Source organism: Myceligenerans indicum, assembly GCF_016742955.1.
Classification (GTDB): Bacteria; Actinomycetota; Actinomycetes; order Actinomycetales; family Cellulomonadaceae; genus Myceligenerans; species Myceligenerans indicum.
This window is the reverse complement of sequence record NZ_JABBYC010000054.1, coordinates 1-20,105: the sequence shown is the minus strand read 5'-3', so window position 1 is coordinate 20,105 and position 20,105 is coordinate 1. Positions and strand designations below refer to the sequence as shown.

Here is a 20,105-nt window from a genome sequence, read left to right as displayed (position 1 = left end):
GCCCCGAACTGGGTGTTTGCGCTTCGAGTCGCGCCGTGGCTACTGTGACCGTGCACAGCATCGTGCATCGAGACTCACACTGTCGTGACGCGGCCCGGGAGCCCCGGACGCCCCACGCGATGGTCCTTGACGAGGAGGACACCCCATGCGCCTGACCACAGGCATCAAGGCCGGTGCGGCACTCGCCGCCACTGCGCTGCTCGCGGCCGGATGCTCCGCCGGCTCCGGTGACGCCGGCGGTACCGGCTCCGGTGACAGCTCGGACGCGGCCGGTCCCGTCGAGCTCACGTTCTGGACGTGGGCACCGAACATCGAGAAGGTCGTCGACCTCTGGAACGCCGACAACCCCGACATCCAGGTGGTGGTCAACAAGCAGGACGGCGGCGACCCGGCCGTCACCAAGCTGCTCACCGCGATCGAGGCCGGCTCCGGCGCGCCCGACATCATGCAGGCCGAGTACCAGAAGATCCCCCAGCTCGTCTCCAACGACGCCGTCGCCGACATCTCGGGTCTGCTGAGCGACGACACGGCCGGACACTTCGCCGACGGCGTGTGGAACGCCGTGACGCTCGGTTCCGACGCCGTGTACGCGGTGCCGCAGGACTCCGGGCCGATGCAGTTCTACTACCGCGCCGACATCTTCGAGAAGTACGGCCTCGACGTCCCCACCACCTGGGACGAGTACGCCGAGGTGGCCAGGGAACTGCACGAGCAGGACCCGGACAAGTACCTCGGCACGTTCTCGGCGAACGACGCGGGCTGGTTCGTCGGCCTCACCCAGCAGGCCGGCGCCTCCTGGTACGGGATCGACGGCGACTCGTGGTCCGTGAACATCGACAGCCCGGAGGTGCAGAAGGTCGCCGAGTACTGGGGCGGGCTCGTCGAGGACGGCGTCATCGACAACAAGCCGATGTACACCCCCGAGTGGAACCAGGGCCTGAACGACGGCTCCCAGGTGGGCTGGCTGTCCGCGATCTGGGCTCCCGGCGTGCTGTCGGGCAACGCCCCCGACACGGCGGGCAAGTGGAAGATGGCGCCGATGCCGCAGTGGGACGTGGACGCACCGGCGACGGGCGCGTGGGGCGGCTCCGCGACAGCCGTCACCAGCCAGTCGGAGCACCCGGAGCAGGCCGCGCGGTTCATCGAGTGGATGAACACGGACCCCGAGGCCGTGCAGGCCCTCGTGGACGAGTCCGGCCTCTACCCGGCCGACATCCCCGGCTCGGAGGACGCCCTGTCCGATCCTCCGGCGTTCTTCTCGAACCAGAAGGACTTCTACGAGATCGCGGCCCGTACCGCGCAGACCACGCAGCCCTTCACCTACGGACCGAACATCAACGTCGCCTACAGCGCCTACAACGACGAGTTCGCCAAGGCCACCGAGGCCAGATCGGCCGACGCGTTCGTCGCCGCGGTGGAGGCCATGCAGCAGGTCACGGTCGACGACCTGGTGAACTCCGGCTTCAGCGTCGCGGAGTGACGATGACCGAACCGATCACGCAGGACGCGCCGGACCGACGGGCAGCCGCTGCCCGCCGGCCGGCGTCGGCCCATGTGCTGGAGCTGCCGCCGAGCACGGAGGCACGACGCCGCGGCGGCCGGCTGCTGGGCCGCCACGCCGCGCCCTGGGCGTTCCTGGCCCCGGCGATAGTGCTGTTCGCGCTGTTCCTGGCGGCGCCCATCGGGTACTCCGTGTACCTCAGCTTCCGCACCGAGAAGGTGAGCGGCCTCGGTCTCGGCCCGGGGTCGCGGCAGGAGGTCTGGAACGGTGTCGCGAACTACGTGTCCGCCGTCGCGGACGCGGAGTTCCTCGCCTCCGTCGGCCGGGTCGCGCTCTACGGCCTGCTCGTGGTGCCGGTCATGCTCGGCTCGGCGCTCCTGTTCGCGCTGCTGCTCGACGCGCGCCGGACCCGGGCGCGCCGGTTCGGCCGGATCGCGATCTTCCTGCCGTACGCCGTGCCCGCCGTGATCTCCTCCCTGCTGTGGGGCTTCCTCTACCTGCCTGGCGTCAGCCCCTTCTACTGGGTGTTCGAGAGGCTCGGCTGGTCGGTGCCCTCGCTGTTCTCGTCACACCTGGTGATGTTCGCCGTGGCGAACATCGCGATCTGGGGCGGCATCGGGTTCAACATGGTGGTGATCTACACGTCGCTGAGGTCGATCCCGTCCGAGCTGTACGAGGCCGCCGAGCTCGACGGCGCCTCCCAGGTCGGGATCGCCTGGCGCATCAAGATCCCGATCGTGCTGCCGTCGATCATCATGACGTTCGTGTTCTCGATGATCGCCACGCTCCAGGTGTTCGCCGAGCCGACCACGCTGCGCCCGCTGTCCAACTCGATCTCCACCACCTGGACGCCGCTGATGAAGGTGTACCGGGACGCCTTCACGCGCGGCGACCTCTACTCGGCCGCCGCGACGTCGGTGATCATCGCGGTGGCGACGTTCGTGCTCTCGTTCGGGTTCCTGCGCCTGGTGCAGTCCCGGGCCTTCGGCCAGGAGGAACGATGACTACCGTGACCGCCGCCAGGGACGCCGTCGTCCCCCGGGCCGCCGACCGTCCCGCGCGCGAGCGACCGAGCGTGGCCGCGACCGCGATCCTGCTGGTCGGTGCCGCCTACTGCCTGCTCCCCGTGGTGTGGGTGGTCCTCGCGGCGTCCAAGAGCTCGGCGGAGCTGTTCTCGACGCTGACGTTCGTCCCGTCGCTCCACCTGTTCGACAACATCGCCGAGCTGTCCACCTATCGTCAGGGCCTGTTCTGGCGGTGGATGCTCAACACGGGGCTGTACGCGGGAGTCGGCGCCGCGCTGTCCGCCGTGGTCTCCGCGATGGCCGGCTACGCCTTGGCGAAGTACTCGTTCCGGGGCAAGGCGAGCGTGTTCAACGTGCTGCTCGCCGGGGTGCTCGTGCCCGGCGTCATCCTGGCGATCCCGCAGTACCTGCTGCTGGCGCAGGTGGGCCTGACCAACACCTACTGGTCCGTGCTGCTGCCGAGCGTCATCAGCCCGTACGGGATCTACCTGGCGCGCATCTACGCCGCGGCGGCGATCCCGGACGAGATCGTGGAGGCGGCCCGGACCGACGGGGCCGGGGAGCTGCGCACGTTCGTGCAGGTCGCGATGCCGATGATGACGCCCGGACTGGTGACGATCTTCCTGTTCCAGTTTGTCGCCATCTGGAACAACTTTATGCTGCCGTACATCATGCTCGGCGACGACAGACTCTTCCCGCTCACCGTGGGCCTCTCCGGCCTGCTCAACCAGGGCGCCTCCCAGCCCGCGATGTACACGCTCGTCGTCACCGGCGCGCTGCTGTCGATCGTGCCGCTGGTGGCCCTCTTCCTGCTGCTGCAGCGCTTCTGGCAGGTCGACCTCGCGGCCGGGGCCGTCAAGGCGTGAGCACCAGGAACCGGCGGCCCACGATCCGCGACGTCGCAGCCGCCGCGGGGGTGTCCCGCGGCACGGTGTCGCGTGTGCTCAACGGCGGCAAGCTCGTCTCCCCCGAGGCCCGCGCCGCCGTCGAGGCCGCCATCACGTCGACCGGGTACGTGGCCAACCAGCACGCACGCTCGCTGGCCACGTCCCGGTCGAACTCCATCGCGTTCCTCCTGACGGAGCCGCAGCACCTGCTGTTCGAGGACCCGAACTTCTCGGTCCTGCTGCGCGGCGTGGCCGAGGAGCTGTCCGGCCGGGAGATACCGCTGCTGCTCATGGTGGCCGGTACCCCGTCCGAACGGCAGCAGATCACCCGGTACGTCTCGGCCGGGCACGTCGACGGCGTGCTGCTGATCTCCTCCCACCGCGACAACCCGATCGTCGACGACCTGCTGGAACACGACGTCCCCGTCGTGGCCTGCGGCGTCCCGCTCGGGTACGAGGGCCGCGTGGGGTACGTCGCGGCCGACGACAGGTCTGGTGCCGTCACCATGACGCGACACCTGCTGGATCGTGGGCGTACCAAGGTCGCGATGATCACCGGGCCGCTCGACACCTCGGGCGGGACGCTGCGCCTGGACGGCTACCGGGAGGCCCTCGGCGACAGGTACGACGAGTCCCTGGTCGCGACCGGCGACTACTCCCGGGAGTCCGGCCGGCTGGCGATGGAAGAACTCCTGCGGCGCCGGCCGGACCTCGACGCCGTGTTCGTCGCCTCGGACCTCATGGCGGCCGGAGCGCTCGCCACCCTTCAGGCCGAGGGGCGCAGCGTACCCGGCGACGTCGCCGTGGGCGGGTTCGACGACTCCGGCGTCGCCGCGGCGATGCACCCCGCACTCACCACGATGCGCCAGCCCTTTGCCAGGATCAGCTCGGAGATGGTGCGGCTGCTGCACGAGGTGATGGAGGGCGAGGAACCTGCGGGCATCACGCTGCCCACGTCCCTGGTGGAACGCGACTCCACGTGAGCGTCCCCGGACATGGGGAAACGGGCGGCCCGAGGGCCGCCCGCCTCCACGTCTCTGCCGTGAGTCCTGACCCGGGTCAGACGCCGGGGAGGTGGCCCGCCAGGTAGGTGACGAGCTGGTCGATGCCGATGCGCTCCTGCTGCATGGAGTCGCGGTGGCGGACGGTGACCGCCTGGTCCTCCAGCGTGTCGAAGTCGACCGTGACGGCCAGCGGGGTGCCGATCTCGTCCTGACGGCGGTAGCGCTTGCCGATCGCCTGGGTGACGTCGTAGTCGATGTTCCAGTACTTGCGCAGCTCGTCGGCGATCTTCTCCGCCGTGGGCAGCAGTTCCGCGGACTTGGACAGCGGCAGCACGGCGACCTTGACCGGCGCCAGGCGCGGGTCGAGCCGCAGCACGGTGCGCTTGTCGACGCCGCCCTTGGTGTTGGGCGCCTCGTCCTCGTCGTATGCCTCGATGAGGAAGGCCATGAGCGAGCGGGTCAGGCCGGCGGCCGGCTCGATGACGTACGGGTAGTACTTCTCGTTCGTCGCCGGGTCGCGGTACTGCAGGTCCTTGCCGGAGTGCTCGGCGTGGGTCTTGAGGTCGAAGTCCGTGCGGTTCGCGATGCCCTCGAGCTCACCCCACTCGCCACCGGTGAAGCCGAACCGGTACTCGATGTCGACCGTGCGCGTCGAGTAGTGGGACAGCTTGTCCTTGGGGTGCTCGTAGTGGCGCAGGTTCTCGCGGGAGATGCCCAGGTCCGTGTACCAGTCGGTGCGGTAGTCGATCCAGTACTGGTGCCAGGTCTCGTCCTCGCCGGGAGTGACGAAGAACTCCATCTCCATCTGCTCGAACTCACGCGTGCGGAAGATGAAGTTGCCCGGCGTGATCTCGTTGCGGAACGACTTGCCGATCTGGCCGATGCCGAACGGGGGCTTCATCCGCGCGGACTGCGCCACGTTGGCGAAGTTCACGAAGATGCCCTGGGCGGTCTCCGGCCGCAGGTAGTGCAGACCGGACTCGTCCTCGACGGGGCCCAGGTACGTCTTGAGCATCATGTTGAAGTCGCGCGGCTCGGTCCACCGGCCACGCGTACCGCAGCTGGGGCAGGCGATCTCGGCGAGGCCGCCCTCGGGCGCGCGGCCCTTCTTCTCCTCGAACTCCTCGACCATGTGGTCCTCACGGAACCGCTTGTGGCAGTTGAGGCACTCGGTCAGCGGGTCGTTGAAGGCGCCGACGTGGCCCGAGGCCACCCACACCGGGCGCGGCAGGATGACCGCCGAGTCCAGACCCACGACGTCACTGCGGCCCGTCACCATCGAACGCCACCACTGGCGCTTGATGTTCTCCTTGAGTTCGACACCGAGGGGGCCGTAGTCCCATGCCGATCGTGTTCCGCCGTAGATCTCCGCCGACTGGAACACGAAACCTCGCTTCTTGGCGAGCGAGACGACGGCGTCGAGCTTGGCGGTCTGCGCGGAGCGCGATGGCTTGTCGGACACGGGGGTATCTCTCCAGGTGGATATGGATCGCCGCAGGGCGCTGAGGAATGTCGGGCTCAAGCCTACCCGCCGCGCGCCGTCGACCCTCAGGGTTATCCACAGCCGAGCGAGTTTGACATTCGTTCTCATCAAGCGTGAGAATCGTTCTCATGAATCGCCGACACCTCGCCGTCCCCGCCGCCGTCGCGGCGACGTCCCTGCTCGTTGCCGGATGCGCCGCCACCAGCGACCCCGGGACCCCCGAGCCCGACGGCGTGAGCGTGCTGGCCTCGTTCTACCCCCTCCAGTACGTCGCGGAGCAGGTGGGCGGCGACCTCGTCGAGGTGGACAACCTCACGCCGCCGTCGGCGGAGCCGCACGACCTCGAGCTCGCGCCGGCCCAGGCGCGCCGCATCGACGAGGCCGACCTCGTCGTCTACCTCTCCGGCCTGCAGCCCGCCGTCGACGAGGGGGTCGAGACCCGGGCGCCCGAGCACGTCGTCGACGCGGCCGGGTTCGCGGACCTCACCTCCGCCGACGAGGGCGACACCGCCGGGACCGGCGAGGAGGAGGACCACAGCGGCGTCGACCCGCACTTCTGGCTCGACCCCAGCCGCATGGCCGCGCTCGGCCAGGCCGTGGCGGACGAGCTCGCCGTCGTCGACCCGGACCACGCGGACGAGTACGCGGCCGGCGCCCTGCAGCTCGGCCGGCAGATGGGAGAACTCGACCAGGAGTTCGCCGACGGGCTCGCCACCTGCGACGGCGCGACCCTCGTGACCAGCCACGCCGCCTTCGGCTACCTGGCCGCGCGCTACTCGCTGCACCAGGTGCCGCTGGCCGCCTTCGACCCGGAGACCGAGCCGTCCCCCGCCCGGCTGCGCGAGGTGGGCGACATCGCCCGGGAGAACGACGTGACGACCATCTTCACCGAGACCCTGGTCAGCCCCAAGGTCGCCGAAACCCTCGCCGGCGACCTCGGCCTGCGGACCGCCACGCTCGACCCGCTGGAAGGCCTGAGCGAGGAGGCCGCCGCGAGCGGCGCCGACTACGCCGGCGTCATGCGCGAGAACCTGAACGCTCTCACGGAAGGACTGACATGCGCATGAGCGAACCGGTCATCGAGGTCGAGGACCTGCACGTGCACGCGGGTGCCAGCCACATCCTGCGCGGCATCGGCCTGACCGTACGGCCCGGGGAAGCCGTCGCGCTGCTCGGTGCGAACGGCTCGGGCAAGTCCACCCTGGTCAAGACGCTCATCGGCGTGATCACGCCGTCCGGGGGGACGGTCCGGCTCCTGGGCGCCTCGCTCGCGGACGATCACGTGCCGTGGGAACGGGTGGGCTACGTGCCCCAGCGGGTCGGCGCCGGCACCGGTGTCCCGTCGACCGCCGCCGAGGTGGTGGCCTCCGGCCTGCTCAGCGGGCGCCGCTGGTGGCTGCCGCGCGGCTGGCGCACCCGCGTGCGCGAGGCGCTGGAGGAGGTCGGCCTCGCCGACCGCGCCGAGTCCGCCATGCACGTGCTGTCGGGCGGTCAGCAGCAGCGCGTGCTCATCGCCCGCGCCCTGGTCCGCGATCCCGATCTGCTCGTGCTCGACGAGCCCGTCGCCGGCGTCGACCGGCCCAGCCAGGAGGCGTTCGCCGCGAGCGTCCGCCGCCTCGTCGAGCGCGGCGTCACCGTCCTCGTCGTCCTGCACGAGCTCGGAGAACTCGCCGGGATCGTGACGCGCGCCGTCGTGCTCCGGCACGGCCGCGTCGTGCACGACGGCGCCCCGCCACACCCCCGCGCCGACCACGACGCCGCAGGCCACCGGCACGTGCACCCGCACGACGACTCCCGTCCCACCCCTGCCCTGACCCAGAACCCCGTCACCGGGAGCCCCGAGGAGGTGGCGCCGTGAACCTGCTCGGCGAGATCAGCTGGATGCTGGCAGACCCCTTCATGCAGCGCGCACTCCTGGCCTCGCTCCTGGTCGGGGCCAGCGCGCCGATCGTCGGAACCTACCTGGTGCAGCGCCGGCTCTCCCTGCTCGGCGACGGCATCGGGCACATCGCCCTGACGGGCGTCGCCCTCGGCTGGCTCATCGGGGCGGCGCTCGGCATCGCGCCCGAGGCGCTCGCCGTGCCCGGAGCCGTGGTCGCCGCCGTCGTCGGCGCACTGGCCATCGAGCTGGTGCGGCGTCGCGGACGGACCTCGGGCGACCTCGCGCTCGCCATCATGTTCTACGGCGGCATCGCCGGCGGCGTCCTGCTCATCGGCCTGGCCGGCGGGTCGAACGGGAACCTCATGCAGTACCTGTTCGGCTCGATCTCGACCGTGTCCGGCACGGACCTCGTGCTCACCGTCGTGCTGTCGCTGCTGATCCTCGCCGTGGGGATCGGGCTGCGCGCCGCCCTGTTCTCCGTGAGCCACGACGAGGACTTCGCCGTCGCGTCCGGGCTGCCGGTGTGGCTGCTCAACGCGATGGTCGCCGTCGTCTCCGCGCTGACGGTGACCGTGGCCATGCGGGTGGTCGGCCTGCTGCTGGTCAGCGCGCTGATGATCGTTCCGGTGGCGGTGGCCCAGCAGCTCACGCACTCCTTCGCGCGGACCATGGCCACGGCCAGCGTCGTCGGCGTCGTCGTCTGCGTGACGGGCCTGACCATCACCTACTTCCAGGACGTCTCGCCCGGCGCCACGATCGTCGTGCTCGCGATCGCCGTCTACGCTGTGGCTGCCGCCGTGCGTCCGCTCGTCGCGCGGCGCGGTCCCGCCCAGGACCCCCACCCCGACCTGCCCGACGACGTCGAGCTGCCACCGGGCGAACGAGCGCCGAACCACCAGGAGGTGTGCACGTGACTCGCATGACCAGGCAGCGGGCCGCCGTGGCCGAGGCACTCGACCAGCAGGACGAGTTCCGCTCCGCGCAGCAGCTCCACGAGGTGCTGCGGGCACGCGGCGACTCGGTGGGCCTCGCCACGGTGTACCGGACGCTGCAGACGTTCGCCGACGCCCACGAGGTGGACCAGCTGCGCAACGCCGACGGCGAGGTCCTCTACCGCCGCTGCGAACGCGTCGAGCACCACCACCACCTGGTGTGCCGGTCCTGCCGCCGCACCATCGAGATCGACGGCCCGACGGTCGAGGCCTGGGCCGCCAAGGTGGGCGCGGCGCACGACTTCACGGACATCGACCACACGATCGAGCTGTGGGGCATCTGCAAGGACTGCCGCGGCTGACGCCTCGCGCGGCGTGGCGGGCCCGGCGCCGCCCGAGGCAGGCCCGGCGCCGCCCGATCACGCCCATGGTCCGCCGCACGCTTCCGATGTGTCAGACTTAGGCAATGCTTACCTCACCTACGGCGGCCCCTGCCGGTGAGGTGACCCGCACCCCCGATCGAGCACGCCGCAGGACCCTGGTCCTGCTCGGCCTGGTCGCCGCCCTCGGCGCGACCGCCCTGGCGAGCCTCGCCCTCGGAGTCCGCGACATCCACCCCGCGGTCGTGTGGGACGCCCTGACCGGCTGGGCCGCCGGCGCGCCGCTCCCCGGCGACCAGGACCACCGCGTCGTCGTCGAGCAACGGCTGCCGCGCACCGCCGTCGGGATCGCGGCGGGCGCCGCGCTCGCCCTGGCCGGAACCCTGGTGCAGGGCGTCACGCGCAACCCCATCGCCGACCCCGGGCTCCTGGGCCTGAACGCCGGCGCCAGCCTGGCGATCGTGCTGTCCAGCGTGGTGTTCGGCGTGGCCTCACCGCTGGGCTTCATCTGGTTCGCGTTCGCCGGGGCCGCCGCGGCGGCCCTGCTGGTCTTCTCCATCGGCGCCGGCCGCCCGGTCCGCCTCGCCCTGGTGGGCGCCACCGTGACCGCGCTGCTCACACCGCTGATCACGATCACGCTGATCCAGAGCTCGACGGCGTTCAACCTCTACCGGTTCTGGGCCGTGGGATCACTCGCCGGCGTGCGCTCCGCGGCGCTCGCCGACCTGTGGCCGTTCATCATCCTGGGCGCGGTGCTCGCCGCCGCGATGGCGCACCGCATGAACATGCTCGCGCTCGGCGACGACGTCGCCACGGCCCTCGGCCAGCGGGTCGGCACGACGCGCGTGCTGTCCGGCGTCGCGATCGTGATGCTCTCGGGCACGGCGACGGCGCTGGTGGGGCCGATCGCGCTGATCGGCCTCGCCGTGCCGCACGCCGCACGCCGCCTGGTCGGCACGGACTACCGCTGGATCACCGCGGTCGCGGTCGTCCTCGGCCCGGTGGTCCTGCTGGTCGCCGACGTCATCGGCCGCGTCGCCCTGCCCCACTCCGAGCTCGAGGCCGGCGTCGTCGCCGCCGCGATCGGCGCGCCCGTGCTCATCGCGGTCGCGCGGGGCCGTTCCGTGGCGGGGGTGTGACCATGACGAATTCTCCCGCGAACGCCTCGCCCCTCACGGCGGGGCACGACGCGATCCCCGGCGACCTCCACCTCGCCGTCGCGCACCTGCGGACCACCCGCCGGCGCCGCCTCGGCCTGGTGCTCGGCGGCTGCGGCGCGGCGCTGGCGGCCCTCGGAACGCTCGGCCTGATGCTCGGCGACTCCACCATCGCCCCGGGCACCGCCCTGCTCGCCGCGTTCGGCGCCGGAGACGGCGGCGACCTGTTCGTCGTCCAGCAGCTGCGCCTGCCGCGCGTGCTCGCGGCGATCCTGGTCGGCGCGATGTTCGGACTGGCCGGGGCACTGTTCCAGTCGACCTTGCGCAACCCGCTCGCCTCCCCCGACATCCTCGGCATCGCCGCCGGGGCGAGCCTGGGTGCGGTGAGCGGTCTGCTGGCGTTCGGCCTCGCCGGGATCGCCGTGGCCGTGTCGGCCTTCGGCGGCGGGCTCGCCGTCGCCCTGGCCATCTGGTTCCTCGCCTGGCGGCGTGGCCTGCACTCGATCCGGTTCGTCCTGGTCGGCGTCGGGTTCGCGTACCTGTGCCAGGCGTTCATGACGTGGCTGCTCGCCCGCGCCGACGAGCGCGAGGCCGCGTCCGCGCTGTTGTGGACCGTCGGCTCCGTGGCCGATATCCGGGGCGAGGATCTCGGCATCCTCGCCGCCGGAGCGGCCGTGCTCGTGCTCGGCGTGATGGCCGTCGCCCGGACACAGGGCCCCCTGGCGCTCGGCGACGACAACGCCCGCGCGCTCGGCGTGCGGGTGGACGCGGCACGCGTGACCACGTTGCTGCTCGCCGTCGGGCTGGTGGCCCTGGCCACCTCCTTCGCCGGTCCGGTCGCGTTCGTCGCGCTGGTCGCCCCGGCGATCGCCCGGCGCGTGCTGTCCGACGGCGGCCCCGCCCTCCTGGCCTCCACCGCCGTCGGAGCCCTGCTCACCCTGACGGCCGACCTGATCGGCAACCACCACGTGTTCGGCGTGACCGCGCCCGTCGGTATCGTGACGGGGCTGGTCGGCGCCCCGTACCTGCTCTGGCTGCTGGCCACGAACGAGAGAAAGGAGCGCCGGTGACGCCGCGCCCCGAACCCGCCGAGGTCCGCACCGACCACGGAACGACATCGGCCGCCCCCGTCGGCACCACACCGGGCACCGCCTCCGCGCCCGGCACCGGGTCAGCACCCACGGACGCCGCATCGGCCACCGGCACCACTCCTCCGCCTGCCACCGGCCCGGCAGCCGGCACCGCCTCCGCGCCGGGTACGGCCGACGCCGCCGGCCCCACGCTGCGGGCCGAGAGCGTGGTGCTCGGCTACGACGGCCGCACCGTCATCGACGGGCTCGACCTGCACCTTCCCGCCGGGAGGATCACGGCGATCGTCGGCCCGAACGCCTGCGGGAAGTCCACACTGCTGCGCGGCATGGCGCGCCTGCACCCGCTGTCCGGCGGGTCGGTCCTGCTGGGTGACCGTGACGTGTCGACGATGTCCCGGCGCGAGCTGGCGCGAGCGGTCGGCATGCTGCCGCAGTCCTCGATCGCGCCCGACGGCGTCCGCGTCGCCGAGCTCGTCGCGCGCGGCCGGTACCCGCACCAGGGGTGGTTCGGGCGGCACTCCTCCGACGACGACGCCGTGGTCGCCTCCGCGCTCGCCGCCACCGGCGTCGCCGACCTGGCCGACCGCCCGGTCCAGGACCTGTCCGGTGGCCAGCGGCAGCGCGTGTGGATCGCGATGGTGCTGGCGCAGCAGACCGACATCGTGCTGCTCGACGAGCCGACGACGTTCCTCGACGTCCGCCACCAGCTCGACCTGCTCGACCTGCTGACATCGCTGAACCGGGAGCGCGGCACGACGGTCGCCATGGTGCTGCACGAGCTGAACCTGGCGGCACGGTACGCCGACCACCTGGTGGTGATGAGCGCAGGGCGGATCGTCGCGGAGGGCGATCCCGGCGAGGTGCTGACCAGCGACGTCGTCCGCGGCGCGTTCGACCTGGAGTCCGACGTCGTCCCCGATCCGGTCTCCGGCACGCCGATGGTGGTGCCGCGCGGACGCTTCCACACCGCGGACCGGGCAACCCGGCCCGCCTGAACCGGCCCCACGGACGTCGCTGCCGCTGAACCGTTGTTGGAGATGCGTTCAGAAGGCTTCTGCCGACCATTCCGGGCGGGGTTATGGACCTCGCAGGCCTGCTGAACCTCCGTCAGCACCGGGGGGGTGGGACAGGTATCACAGCATCAGCGGAATTTCGTGATGTGGACGTGACGTAATTGGCTCTCAAATGAGGTTAGGCTCGCCTCACAAGAGCCCGGCGTCGTCGGGCCCCGGACACCTAGGAGGACCCGTGCGAGTTCGCCGCACGCTCATCGCCGCGACCGGCCTGCTGGCCGCGTCCGCGCTCGCCCTGGCCGGCTGCTCGTCGTCGGCGGCCGGCGACGACACGTCCGCGGCCGGCGACGGCACCGACGAGTTCCCGATCACGATCGAGCACGCCCTCGGCACCACGACGATCGAGGAGGAGCCCACCCGCGTCGCCACCTGGGGCTGGGGCTCGACCGAGGCCGCGATCGCGGTGGGCGTCTATCCCGTCGCGGTCGCCGAGCAGGTGTGGACCGTGGGCGAGGACGCGCTGCTCCCATGGGTCGAGGACGCGTACGAGGAGGCCGGCGAAGACCTTCCCGTCATCCTCGACGACGCGACCCAGGGCGAGGAGGTGCCCTACGAGCAGTTCGCCGAGGCCGACCCGGACCTGATCGTCGCCACCTACTCGGGCCTCACCGAAGAGCAGTACGAGCTGCTGGAGGAGATCGCACCGGTGGTCGCCTACCCCGACGCGCCGTGGACCACGTCCTGGGACGACACCATCACGCTGACGGCCGAGGCCCTGGGCCGCGGCACGGAGGGCGAGCAGGTCCTGGCCGGGTTCGAGGACTACGCGGCCGGGATCGCGGCCGAGCACCCCGAGTTCGAGGGCAAGACCATCGCGGCCGTCGTGGACGACCCGCAGAACGGCCAGATCTACGTGTACAACTCCTCCGACCCGCGCGCCGGGTTCCTCGAGAAGCTCGGCTTCGAGCTGGCTCCGGCGGTGGACGAGCTCGACCCGTCCGGCGGCGAGGACTTCTACTACACCCTGTCCTACGAGGAGCTCGACAAGCTTGAGTCCGACGTCGTCGTGGCGTACTCCTACACCGAGGAGCAGGCCGAGGCCCTGCCGGACAGCAAGGAGCTGAGCGCTCTGCCCGCCCTGGCGGACGGGATGGTGGCGCAGGTGGTCGGGACGGTCAACGTGTCGTCCGTGTCGCCGCCCACCGCGCTGTCCTACGACTGGCCCGAGGGCGTCCCGGCGCTTGCCGACGAGCTGGGCGACCTGCTGGGCTGACCCGCCCGGCCCTGAGGACCGCCGGGTACCGGCTCCGCCCGCCGCGACCGCGACGGGCACGGCAGCAGCCCGACGACGACGACGGCGGGGCCGCGAGCGCCAGACGCGCTTGCGGCCCCGCCGTCGTCAGGTCGTGGTGGAGCCCGGAAGCCCTACGCCTTCCTGACCGCGTCGATCGCGCCGCCGTAGCGACGGTCACGCCGCGCGTACTCCTCGACGGCCTGCCAGAGGTGGCGGCGGTCGACGTCCGGCCACGGCTCCGGCAGCACGATCATCTCGGCGTACGCGGCCTCCCAGAGCATGAAGTTGCTGATCCGCTGTTCGCCGCCGGAGCGCAGGAACAGGTCCACGTCCGGCATGTCCGGGAGATACAGGTGCTGCTGCATCGTCTTCTCCGAGACCTTGCGCGGGTCGAGCCGCCCGGCCGCGACCTCGCGGGCGATGGACGCGGCGGCGTCCGCCAGTTCCGCGCGGCCTCCGTAGTTCACGCACATCGTCAGGGTGCAGCGGTCGTTGTCGCGCGTGCGCTCCTCACAGCGCTCCAGCACCTTGATCACCGAGTTCCAGAGCTTGGGGCGTCGCCCCGACCAGCGGATCCGCACGCCCCAGGACGCCATCGTCTCCAGCTGGCGCTCCATCACGTCGGTGGTGAACCGCATGAGGAAGGCCACCTCGTCAGGTGAGCGCTTCCAGTTCTCCGTCGAGAACGCGTACGCGGAGACGTGGTCGATACCGAGCTCCACGGCGCCGGCGACGACGTCGAGCAGTGCCTGCTCCCCCGCCTTGTGGCCCTCGGTGCGCGGAAGGCCGCGTGCGTTCGCCCACCGGCCGTTCCCGTCCATCACCACGGCGACGTGCCGGGGCACGAACTCTCGCGGGATCCGCGGCGCTCGCGCGCCCGAGGGGTGCGGGTAGGGCTCCAGGAACGAGCCGCGCGGGCTCGGCTGGGCGTTGCTCATGAGCGCTCGACCATCCTCAACGATCTCAGTGTCCTCTCCAGGTAGTACTGGCTGTAGGCGGCCACCAGGCCGCTCGCCTCGTTCCGGTGCCGCGTCGACGCCGTGTCCGCCGTGCTCCAGTCGCCCGACAGCAGTGCCGCCAGCAGGGTGAACGTCTCCGGGGCCGGCGACGGTGATCCGGGCGGCCGGCAGCGCGGGCACACCGCGCCTCCGGCCGCCACGTTGAACGCGTGGTGCGGGCCGGGTTCGCCGCACCGGGCGCAGTCGATCGGCGACAGCGCCCAGCCCGCCACGGCCAGTGCCCGCAGAAGGTAGGAGTCCAGCACCAGCCCGGCCGCGTGATGCCGCTCGGCCAGGGCGCGCAGCCCTCCCGCGAGCAGCCAGTACTGCTGCACCGCGGGCTCGTGCTCCTGATCCACCAGACGGTCGGCCGCCTCGAGCATCGCGGTGCCGGCGGTGTAGAGCTCGTAGTCCTCGCAGACCCGCCGCGCGTATGCGCCGACGGTCTCCACCTGCGTGACCGTGTCCAGTGTGCGGCCCGTGTGGAACTGCACGTCCACGGCCATGAACGGCTCCAGCCGGGCCCCGAACCGGGACGATGTCCGGCGTACCCCGCGCCCGACGGCACGCACCTTGCCCCGCTCGCGGGTCAGGAACGTGACGATCCGGTCTGCCTCGCCCAGCTTCTGGGTGCGCAGCACGATCGCGTCGTCTCGGTACAAGGGCACGGGACTAGTGTCCCAGGTGTGACTGACAGCGACGACGAGCGCCCCGGCCGTCGTGCCGGGCGGCGGCGCCACCTGGCGGCCGGGGCGGAGCTGCCCTCCGCCCGAGCCTGACACCTTGCGCTGACCAGGGCCGGCGCCGTCGTCCGGGGGAACCCTGAACGTGCCCTGAGATCCGCCGGAAAGTGCTCCCGGAGGCAGGTGGTGTCATTACCGTTGCCGCCGTGAGTGCCGCAGACCTCGCCCGCCTGGAGTTCGCGCTTCTGGCGGCCGTCCATTTCCTCTTCGTCCTGGTGACGCTCGGGCTCGGCCCGGTCGTCGCCATCTTCGGCAGCCGCTGGGCCGGCGCCGAGCGCCTCGGCCGGTGGCAGGCTCCCGTCCTGGAGCGCGCCACCCGCTTCTGGGGCCAGCTCTACCTGGTGAACTACGCGCTCGGCATCGCGGCCGGGATCGTGCTGGAGCTGCAGTTCGGGCTGCACTTCCCCGGGCTGCTCGACGTCGCCGGGGAGATCTTCGGCGCGCCGCTGGCCGTCGAGACGCTGGGCGCCTTCTTCCTGGAGTCCACCCTGCTCGGGTTGTGGGTGTTCGGCTGGCACGTGATCCCGCGCCGTGTGCACGCCCTGGTCTTCTGGGGTGTGGTCGTCACCGGGTACGCCTCCGCGTTCACCGTGATGGTCGCCAACGGGTTCCTGCGCAACCCCGTGGGCCACGAGCTGGTCGACGGCCCCGGCGGACAGGTCGCCACCCTCGCCGACCCGCTCGCCCTGATCTTCAACCCGGCAGCGCTGCTGTCCGGATTCCACGTGGTCGGGGCGTGTCTCATGGCCGGCGGGTTCCTCCTGGTCGCGGTGAGCGCCTGGCACCTGCGGCGCGGTCAGGGCTCCGGCGGGCAGTGGGGCGGCCCGCAGCCGGCGGACGTCGACGAGGACCTGTGGCGCCGCTCGACGCGGACGGGGCTCGTCACCGGTACGGTCGGTGCGCTCCTCGCGATGGGCTTCGGCTTCGGCCAGTTCGCCTACATCACGCGACTCGACGACCCGGGGCCCGCCGGGGGCGACGTCTCGGGAGGTCTGGACGTCGTGGCCGCGGTCGGTCTCGGCCTCATGAACGCGGTGGCGGGAACCGTCGTCCTCCTCGGGCCCGTGCTGCTCCTGATGCTGATCGGGAACGCCGTCTTCCGGTTGCCGCGGGGGCTGCGCGGTGCGCTCCAACGGACGTTCGTCGTGGCGCTGCCGGTCCCGTTCGTCACCGCGATCTCCGGCTGGCTCACCCGCGAGCTGAGCCGGCAGCCGTGGGTGGTCTCGGGCGTGCTGCGCACCGACGAGGCGGTGGGCGACCAGCCGGCGTGGATGGTGCTCGCTTCGCTGCTCGTGCTGGTCGGACTCATGGTCACGCTTGCGGTCGTGGACTGGACCGTGCTGGGCAGGCTCGCCAGGCGCGGCGGGGAGGGCCTCGTGCTGGGCGCAGCGCCGGCCGACGTGCTGGGCGCCGAGGCCGACGGCGAACCCGGCGGCCACCTCCTCCGCTTCGCGACCGAGCCGGCCGCGCCCTCCATCTCGACCGAGCCGACCACACCGGAAGGTGTCCGATGACCGCCGCCTGGGGAGTCCTGCTTTTCGTCCTGCTCACGGGATGGTCCGTGCTCGACGGCGCCGTCCAGGGTGCTGGTGCGACCAACACCCGCGTGCGGAGCGGCGCCGCGCGACGAGCCCGGCTGGCGGCCGTCGGACCGCTGCTCCTGCCCGGCGAGGTGTGGCTGGTCGCCGGGGCGGGAGTGCTGGTCGGCGCGTTCCCGCATGCCGAGGCGGACCTGCTGCGCGCGGGCTACCCGGTCGCGGTCGCGCTGGTCGCGTCGTGGGCGCTCCGGGACGCGGCGCTCTGGCTGCGGTCCCGCCGCCCCGGGCACGCCTGGCGCACCACGTGGGACCGGCTGCTCGCGGGTGCGTCGACGGTGCTCCCGGCCGCCTGGGGCGCCCTGCTCGGGGCGGCGTGGGGAAGCGTGCTCGCCGCCGTGGTGCTGGCCGCCTGGAACGTGGCCGCCACCCGCCTGCACGGGGCGGCGCTCGTGGCGCGCCGGCTGGGCGAGCCGTCCCGGATCGGGTGGTGGACGACGTCGGCCCTGGTGGCGGCACCGGTTGTCGCGACGGCGGTGGTGACCTGGCCGCACCTGTTGGCGGGTACGGTGGGGAACGGCCCGTCGGCCGCGCTCGGCGGGGTGGTCGTGGCGCTGCTGCCGGTGCTCGTGACCGCCCAGTGGTTCGCCTGGCGGCTGCTGATCCGGCCCGTCGGTCCACGTGACGTGGTTTTCTTCTGAGCCTGCCCGATTTCGGTAGGATCGAAGAACCATGACCACCAAGAACCGCATCCTCTGCGCGCTCCTGGGCGCGGGCGCCGTCAGCCTGACCTTCGTGCTCCTCACCTGGGTCCCCGATGCCCTGACCTGGCTGCTCGGTGTGGGCGGCTCGGTGCTCTTCCTGGTGTCGCTCGCGATCCCGGGGCCCGTGTACATGAAGCAGCCGCCGTGGCACTCCGTCTCGATCCTCGACCGCGGGTACATGACCCCGGCCGAGGTGCACGAGATGCTCGGCATCTGGCTGCCGACGCAGAGCGCGCACCTCGAGGCGCGCGACGCGCAGTGGACCGTGGCCCGGCACGTGCCCAAGTGGCGGGCGGACCACGTCGTGCAGGTCCTCGACTTCCGCGGCGTGATCGCCGAGCGCCGGTTCGACCCGCTGTCCGCGCTGCAGTGGGTGGGCGTGCACATCTTCCCCGTGCTGATCGGCGCGGGGCTGGCGCTGCCGCTGCTGGCGATCATCGGGTTCGGCACGTTCGGGAACAACTGGCTGAAGGCACTGCTGCTGTTCGCCGTGTGGGGTGCCGTGGCGATGGCCGTGCGCGGAGTCCTGGAGCGGTGGGTCATCCACCGTGTGGTCTGGGAGCCCGAGCTGACGCCGGACGGCACCCGCTTCGTCGAGCGCTGAGCCTGCCGCGCGGCCGGGACGCCGAAGCGGTCACCGGTCGCCGTCAGCGCCGGTCCACGTCGTCACCGCCGCCCAGGTCCGTGCAGTCCACCACGGTGGCAGCGTGTTCCCGCAGGTAGCCGGCCGCGCCTCGGTCACCCGTGACGGTTCGGGCGATCGCCTCCCAGTGCTGCCTCCCGAGCACGACCGGGTGTCCGGGCCGCCCACGATGGACGGCACGGCGCAGGGTGTTCGCACCCGCGGCGCCGTCGTCGGACCCGAGCATCCGGCGCACCGCCGCGGCGGGCAGGTCCGGGAGGTCGACGAGCGTGACCACCGCGACGTCGGCCCCGGTGCCGGCGGCCGCCGCGAGACCGGCCCGCAGGGACGCGGAGGCGCCGTCGGCCCAGTCGGGAACGACGGCGGTCGTGGCCCAGCCCGGCACGAGCGGCCCGGCCTCGTCCGCACCGGCACCCAGCGTCACGACGACGTCCTGGCAGCCGCCGTCGAGCAGGGCGCGGCAGGCGAGCTCGACCCAGGGTGTCCCGTCGTCGGCCCGCGCCAGGGCCTTCGGCCCACCGAACCGGACCCCGGCCCCCGCCGCAAGAACGATGCCCACCGCGTTCACCATGGCACCACGCTACGGCCTCCCCCGGGCCCCTGAGCGGACCCGGCACCGCCGCCGGACGGACACGTGACAGCCGCGGCACCCGGAGCACCTCGGTCGAGGGGCCTCAGTACGGGGTGCGCTTCTCTGCCGAACGCCAGGCGGCGAACGGTTCGCCCGCGGTCTCGATCCGGCGCGACACCACCGGATTGGGCCACGTGTCACGGTCCTGCTCCAGCAGGTCGTAGAACTCGCGGTCGTCGAACCCTGCCGCGGCGGCGTCGTGCCGGTCCGCCGCGAACACGACGCGGTCCACGCGCGCCCACAGACCCGCCGTCAGGCACAGGGGGCACGGCTCGCAGGACGAGTAGAGCACGGCACCCTCCAGCGAGTGGGAGTCCGTCGCCCGGCAGGCCGCGCGGATCGCCATCACCTCCGCGTGCGCGGTGGGGTCCAGGTCCCGGGTGACACGGTTGACACCGGTGGCGAGCTCGACGCCGTCGCGCACCACGACCGCGCCGAACGGTCCTCCCCCGTCGGCGACGTTCGCGGTGGCGAGCTCGACGGCTCGGGCGAGCCAGCGGTCGTCGTCGGTCATGTTCTCTCCTCGCTGTTGAGCAGCCGCCACAGGGTGTCGCGCTGCATCGGGATTCCGCGGGGCCGCACACCGGTCGCGTCGGCGACGGCGTTGGCCAGTGCGGGCGCCACGGGGTTGTACGGCGCCTCGCTCATGGACTTCGCGCCGCGTACGCCGAGGCGGTCGGCGGTATCGGCGAAGAACACGTCCGTGCGGGGCACGTCGGCCATGGCGGGCACGCGGTAGTCACGGAAGGTTCGGGTGCGAACGGTGCCCGCGGGCGCGTCGGTCCCGTCGGACAGCGTCAGCCGCTCCTGGAGCGCCGACCCGATCGCCTGCGCGACACCGCCCTCGATCTGACCGCGCAACTGCTCCGGGTTGATGACCACGCCCGCGTCGGCGGCGTGCACGGAGCGCAGGATGCGTACCTCCCCGGTGGCGCGCCGCACCGCCACCCGGAAGCCGTGCACGTTGAACGCGACCGAGCGCGGCGTGCCGTCGTGCGAGGCGGTGGCCTCGACCACGTCGGAGGGCAGACGGTCCGACGACGGCGCCGGGCCGCCCTCACCGGAAGCGCTCGTCCGCCCGCCGGCGTCCCCGGCCTCCCCGGCCTCCCCGACGTCCCCGACGCTGTCTCTTATACACATCT

The 20,105-nt window shown here is 72.2% G+C and carries 21 protein-coding genes; 15 read left to right on the top strand and 6 right to left on the bottom strand.

Translation table 11 applies throughout. From position 1 onward, the window contains the following. Positions 1-145 precede the first annotated feature (145 nt). Genes HGK34_RS19265 through HGK34_RS19250 form a run of 4 tightly spaced genes read left to right on the top strand, consistent with a single transcriptional unit; the run spans position 146 to position 4,396 of the window. Positions 146-1,480, top strand: a complete 1,335-nt coding sequence (locus HGK34_RS19265) for an ABC transporter substrate-binding protein (RefSeq protein ID WP_201850437.1) — start codon at positions 146-148, stop codon at positions 1,478-1,480. Between the two features lie 2 nt (positions 1,481-1,482). Further along, entirely contained in the window at positions 1,483-2,505 is a 1,023-nt protein-coding gene (locus tag HGK34_RS19260; protein ID WP_201850435.1) for a carbohydrate ABC transporter permease, read from the top strand. Then, positions 2,502-3,392, top strand: a complete 891-nt coding sequence (locus HGK34_RS19255) for a carbohydrate ABC transporter permease (protein WP_201850433.1) — start codon at positions 2,502-2,504, stop codon at positions 3,390-3,392. Before HGK34_RS19260 ends, HGK34_RS19255 begins: the two co-directional genes overlap by 4 nt. After that, positions 3,389-4,396, top strand: a complete 1,008-nt coding sequence (locus HGK34_RS19250) for a LacI family DNA-binding transcriptional regulator (RefSeq protein ID WP_201850431.1) — start codon at positions 3,389-3,391, stop codon at positions 4,394-4,396. Before HGK34_RS19255 ends, HGK34_RS19250 begins: the two co-directional genes overlap by 4 nt. A 76-nt stretch (positions 4,397-4,472) precedes the next feature. Here HGK34_RS19250 and HGK34_RS19245 read toward each other — a convergent pair whose 3' ends face one another. Next, positions 4,473-5,879, bottom strand: a complete 1,407-nt coding sequence (locus HGK34_RS19245) for a glycine--tRNA ligase (protein WP_307816105.1) — start codon at positions 5,877-5,879, stop codon at positions 4,473-4,475. A 149-nt stretch (positions 5,880-6,028) separates the two neighbouring features. Between HGK34_RS19245 and HGK34_RS19240 the strand changes: the two genes are divergently transcribed. The 8 genes from HGK34_RS19240 (at position 6,029) to HGK34_RS19205 (ending at position 13,628) form a co-directional block, all read left to right on the top strand. Beyond that, positions 6,029-6,967, top strand: a complete 939-nt coding sequence (locus HGK34_RS19240) for a metal ABC transporter substrate-binding protein (RefSeq protein ID WP_201850427.1) — start codon at positions 6,029-6,031, stop codon at positions 6,965-6,967. Beyond that, complete coding sequence (locus tag HGK34_RS19235) at positions 6,964-7,758, top strand: metal ABC transporter ATP-binding protein (protein ID WP_244666948.1); 795 nt, start codon at positions 6,964-6,966, stop codon at positions 7,756-7,758. Before HGK34_RS19240 ends, HGK34_RS19235 begins: the two co-directional genes overlap by 4 nt. Before the next feature lie 23 nt (positions 7,759-7,781). Continuing rightward, entirely contained in the window at positions 7,782-8,696 is a 915-nt protein-coding gene (locus HGK34_RS19230; protein ID WP_201850451.1) for a metal ABC transporter permease, read from the top strand. Between the two features lie 5 nt (positions 8,697-8,701). Then, positions 8,702-9,076, top strand: coding sequence for a Fur family transcriptional regulator (locus HGK34_RS19225; RefSeq protein ID WP_201850423.1), 375 nt, complete (start codon positions 8,702-8,704; stop codon positions 9,074-9,076). 104 nt (positions 9,077-9,180) lie between these two features. Beyond that, positions 9,181-10,233, top strand: coding sequence for a FecCD family ABC transporter permease (locus HGK34_RS19220; RefSeq protein ID WP_201850421.1), 1,053 nt, complete (start codon positions 9,181-9,183; stop codon positions 10,231-10,233). 2 nt (positions 10,234-10,235) lie between these two features. Next, positions 10,236-11,321, top strand: a complete 1,086-nt coding sequence (locus tag HGK34_RS19215) for a FecCD family ABC transporter permease (protein WP_201850419.1) — start codon at positions 10,236-10,238, stop codon at positions 11,319-11,321. Between the two features lie 212 nt (positions 11,322-11,533). Beyond that, a complete protein-coding gene (locus tag HGK34_RS19210) occupies positions 11,534-12,337 on the top strand; it encodes an ABC transporter ATP-binding protein (protein ID WP_201850449.1) in 804 nt (267 codons plus the stop codon). A gap of 253 nt (positions 12,338-12,590) precedes the next feature. After that, a complete protein-coding gene (locus HGK34_RS19205; RefSeq protein WP_201850417.1) occupies positions 12,591-13,628 on the top strand; it encodes an iron-siderophore ABC transporter substrate-binding protein in 1,038 nt (345 codons plus the stop codon). 152 nt (positions 13,629-13,780) lie between these two features. Here the strand turns inward: HGK34_RS19205 and HGK34_RS19200 are convergent, their stop codons facing one another. Together HGK34_RS19200 and recO are read right to left on the bottom strand one after the other, a co-directional pair. Continuing rightward, positions 13,781-14,587: an isoprenyl transferase gene (locus HGK34_RS19200; RefSeq protein WP_201850415.1), complete on the bottom strand. Its 807-nt coding sequence runs from the start codon at positions 14,585-14,587 to the stop codon at positions 13,781-13,783. Further along, positions 14,584-15,315: a DNA repair protein RecO gene (recO, locus tag HGK34_RS19195; protein ID WP_201850413.1), complete on the bottom strand. Its 732-nt coding sequence runs from the start codon at positions 15,313-15,315 to the stop codon at positions 14,584-14,586. The genes HGK34_RS19200 and recO overlap by 4 nt, the downstream gene beginning before the upstream one ends. 221 nt (positions 15,316-15,536) lie before the next feature. On the opposite strand from recO, the gene HGK34_RS19190 reads away from it, so the two are divergent. From HGK34_RS19190 to HGK34_RS19180, 3 genes are read left to right on the top strand one after another with little or no spacing between them, the layout of a single operon-like run. Then, positions 15,537-16,904, top strand: coding sequence for a cytochrome ubiquinol oxidase subunit I (locus HGK34_RS19190; RefSeq protein ID WP_201850411.1), 1,368 nt, complete (start codon positions 15,537-15,539; stop codon positions 16,902-16,904). Continuing rightward, positions 16,901-17,626 (top strand): cytochrome d ubiquinol oxidase subunit II, encoded by a 726-nt coding sequence (locus HGK34_RS19185; protein ID WP_201850409.1) that lies wholly within the window; start codon positions 16,901-16,903, stop codon positions 17,624-17,626. Before HGK34_RS19190 ends, HGK34_RS19185 begins: the two co-directional genes overlap by 4 nt. A gap of 31 nt (positions 17,627-17,657) precedes the next feature. Then, positions 17,658-18,293 (top strand): hypothetical protein, encoded by a 636-nt coding sequence (locus tag HGK34_RS19180; RefSeq protein WP_201850407.1) that lies wholly within the window; start codon positions 17,658-17,660, stop codon positions 18,291-18,293. Positions 18,294-18,336: 43 nt separating this feature from the next. Here the strand turns inward: HGK34_RS19180 and HGK34_RS19175 are convergent, their stop codons facing one another. The 3 genes from HGK34_RS19175 to HGK34_RS19165 form a co-directional block, all read right to left on the bottom strand. Beyond that, positions 18,337-18,903 (bottom strand): nucleotidyltransferase family protein, encoded by a 567-nt coding sequence (locus tag HGK34_RS19175; RefSeq protein WP_201850405.1) that lies wholly within the window; start codon positions 18,901-18,903, stop codon positions 18,337-18,339. 103 nt (positions 18,904-19,006) lie between these two features. Continuing rightward, on the bottom strand, positions 19,007-19,477 hold the full coding sequence (locus HGK34_RS19170; RefSeq protein WP_201850403.1) for a nucleoside deaminase: 471 nt from the start codon (positions 19,475-19,477) through the stop codon (positions 19,007-19,009). Then, positions 19,474-20,105, bottom strand: a 632-nt coding sequence (locus tag HGK34_RS19165) for a molybdopterin cofactor-binding domain-containing protein (RefSeq protein ID WP_201850401.1), incomplete at its 5' end; no start/stop codon positions are given. The genes HGK34_RS19170 and HGK34_RS19165, both read right to left, overlap by 4 nt.

Excerpts from the sequence above, each read along its gene's own strand:
- HGK34_RS19170 (WP_201850403.1), bottom strand. The coding sequence starts at position 19,477 with ATGACCGACGACGACCGCTGGCTCGCCCGAGCCGTCGAGCTCGCCACC.
- HGK34_RS19230 (WP_201850451.1), top strand. The coding sequence starts at position 7,782 with ATGCTGGCAGACCCCTTCATGCAGCGCGCACTCCTGGCCTCGCTCCTG.
- HGK34_RS19200 (WP_201850415.1), bottom strand. The coding sequence starts at position 14,587 with ATGAGCAACGCCCAGCCGAGCCCGCGCGGCTCGTTCCTGGAGCCCTAC.
- HGK34_RS19235 (WP_244666948.1), top strand. The coding sequence starts at position 6,964 with ATGAGCGAACCGGTCATCGAGGTCGAGGACCTGCACGTGCACGCGGGT.
- HGK34_RS19240 (WP_201850427.1), top strand. The coding sequence starts at position 6,029 with ATGAATCGCCGACACCTCGCCGTCCCCGCCGCCGTCGCGGCGACGTCC.
- HGK34_RS19225 (WP_201850423.1), top strand. The coding sequence starts at position 8,702 with ATGACCAGGCAGCGGGCCGCCGTGGCCGAGGCACTCGACCAGCAGGAC.
- HGK34_RS19215 (WP_201850419.1), top strand. The coding sequence starts at position 10,236 with ATGACGAATTCTCCCGCGAACGCCTCGCCCCTCACGGCGGGGCACGAC.
- HGK34_RS19265 (WP_201850437.1), top strand. The coding sequence starts at position 146 with ATGCGCCTGACCACAGGCATCAAGGCCGGTGCGGCACTCGCCGCCACT.
- HGK34_RS19175 (WP_201850405.1), bottom strand. The coding sequence starts at position 18,903 with ATGGTGAACGCGGTGGGCATCGTTCTTGCGGCGGGGGCCGGGGTCCGG.
- HGK34_RS19185 (WP_201850409.1), top strand. The coding sequence starts at position 16,901 with ATGACCGCCGCCTGGGGAGTCCTGCTTTTCGTCCTGCTCACGGGATGG.
- HGK34_RS19260 (WP_201850435.1), top strand. The coding sequence starts at position 1,483 with ATGACCGAACCGATCACGCAGGACGCGCCGGACCGACGGGCAGCCGCT.
- HGK34_RS19255 (WP_201850433.1), top strand. The coding sequence starts at position 2,502 with ATGACTACCGTGACCGCCGCCAGGGACGCCGTCGTCCCCCGGGCCGCC.
- HGK34_RS19220 (WP_201850421.1), top strand. The coding sequence starts at position 9,181 with ATGCTTACCTCACCTACGGCGGCCCCTGCCGGTGAGGTGACCCGCACC.
- HGK34_RS19180 (WP_201850407.1), top strand. The coding sequence starts at position 17,658 with ATGACCACCAAGAACCGCATCCTCTGCGCGCTCCTGGGCGCGGGCGCC.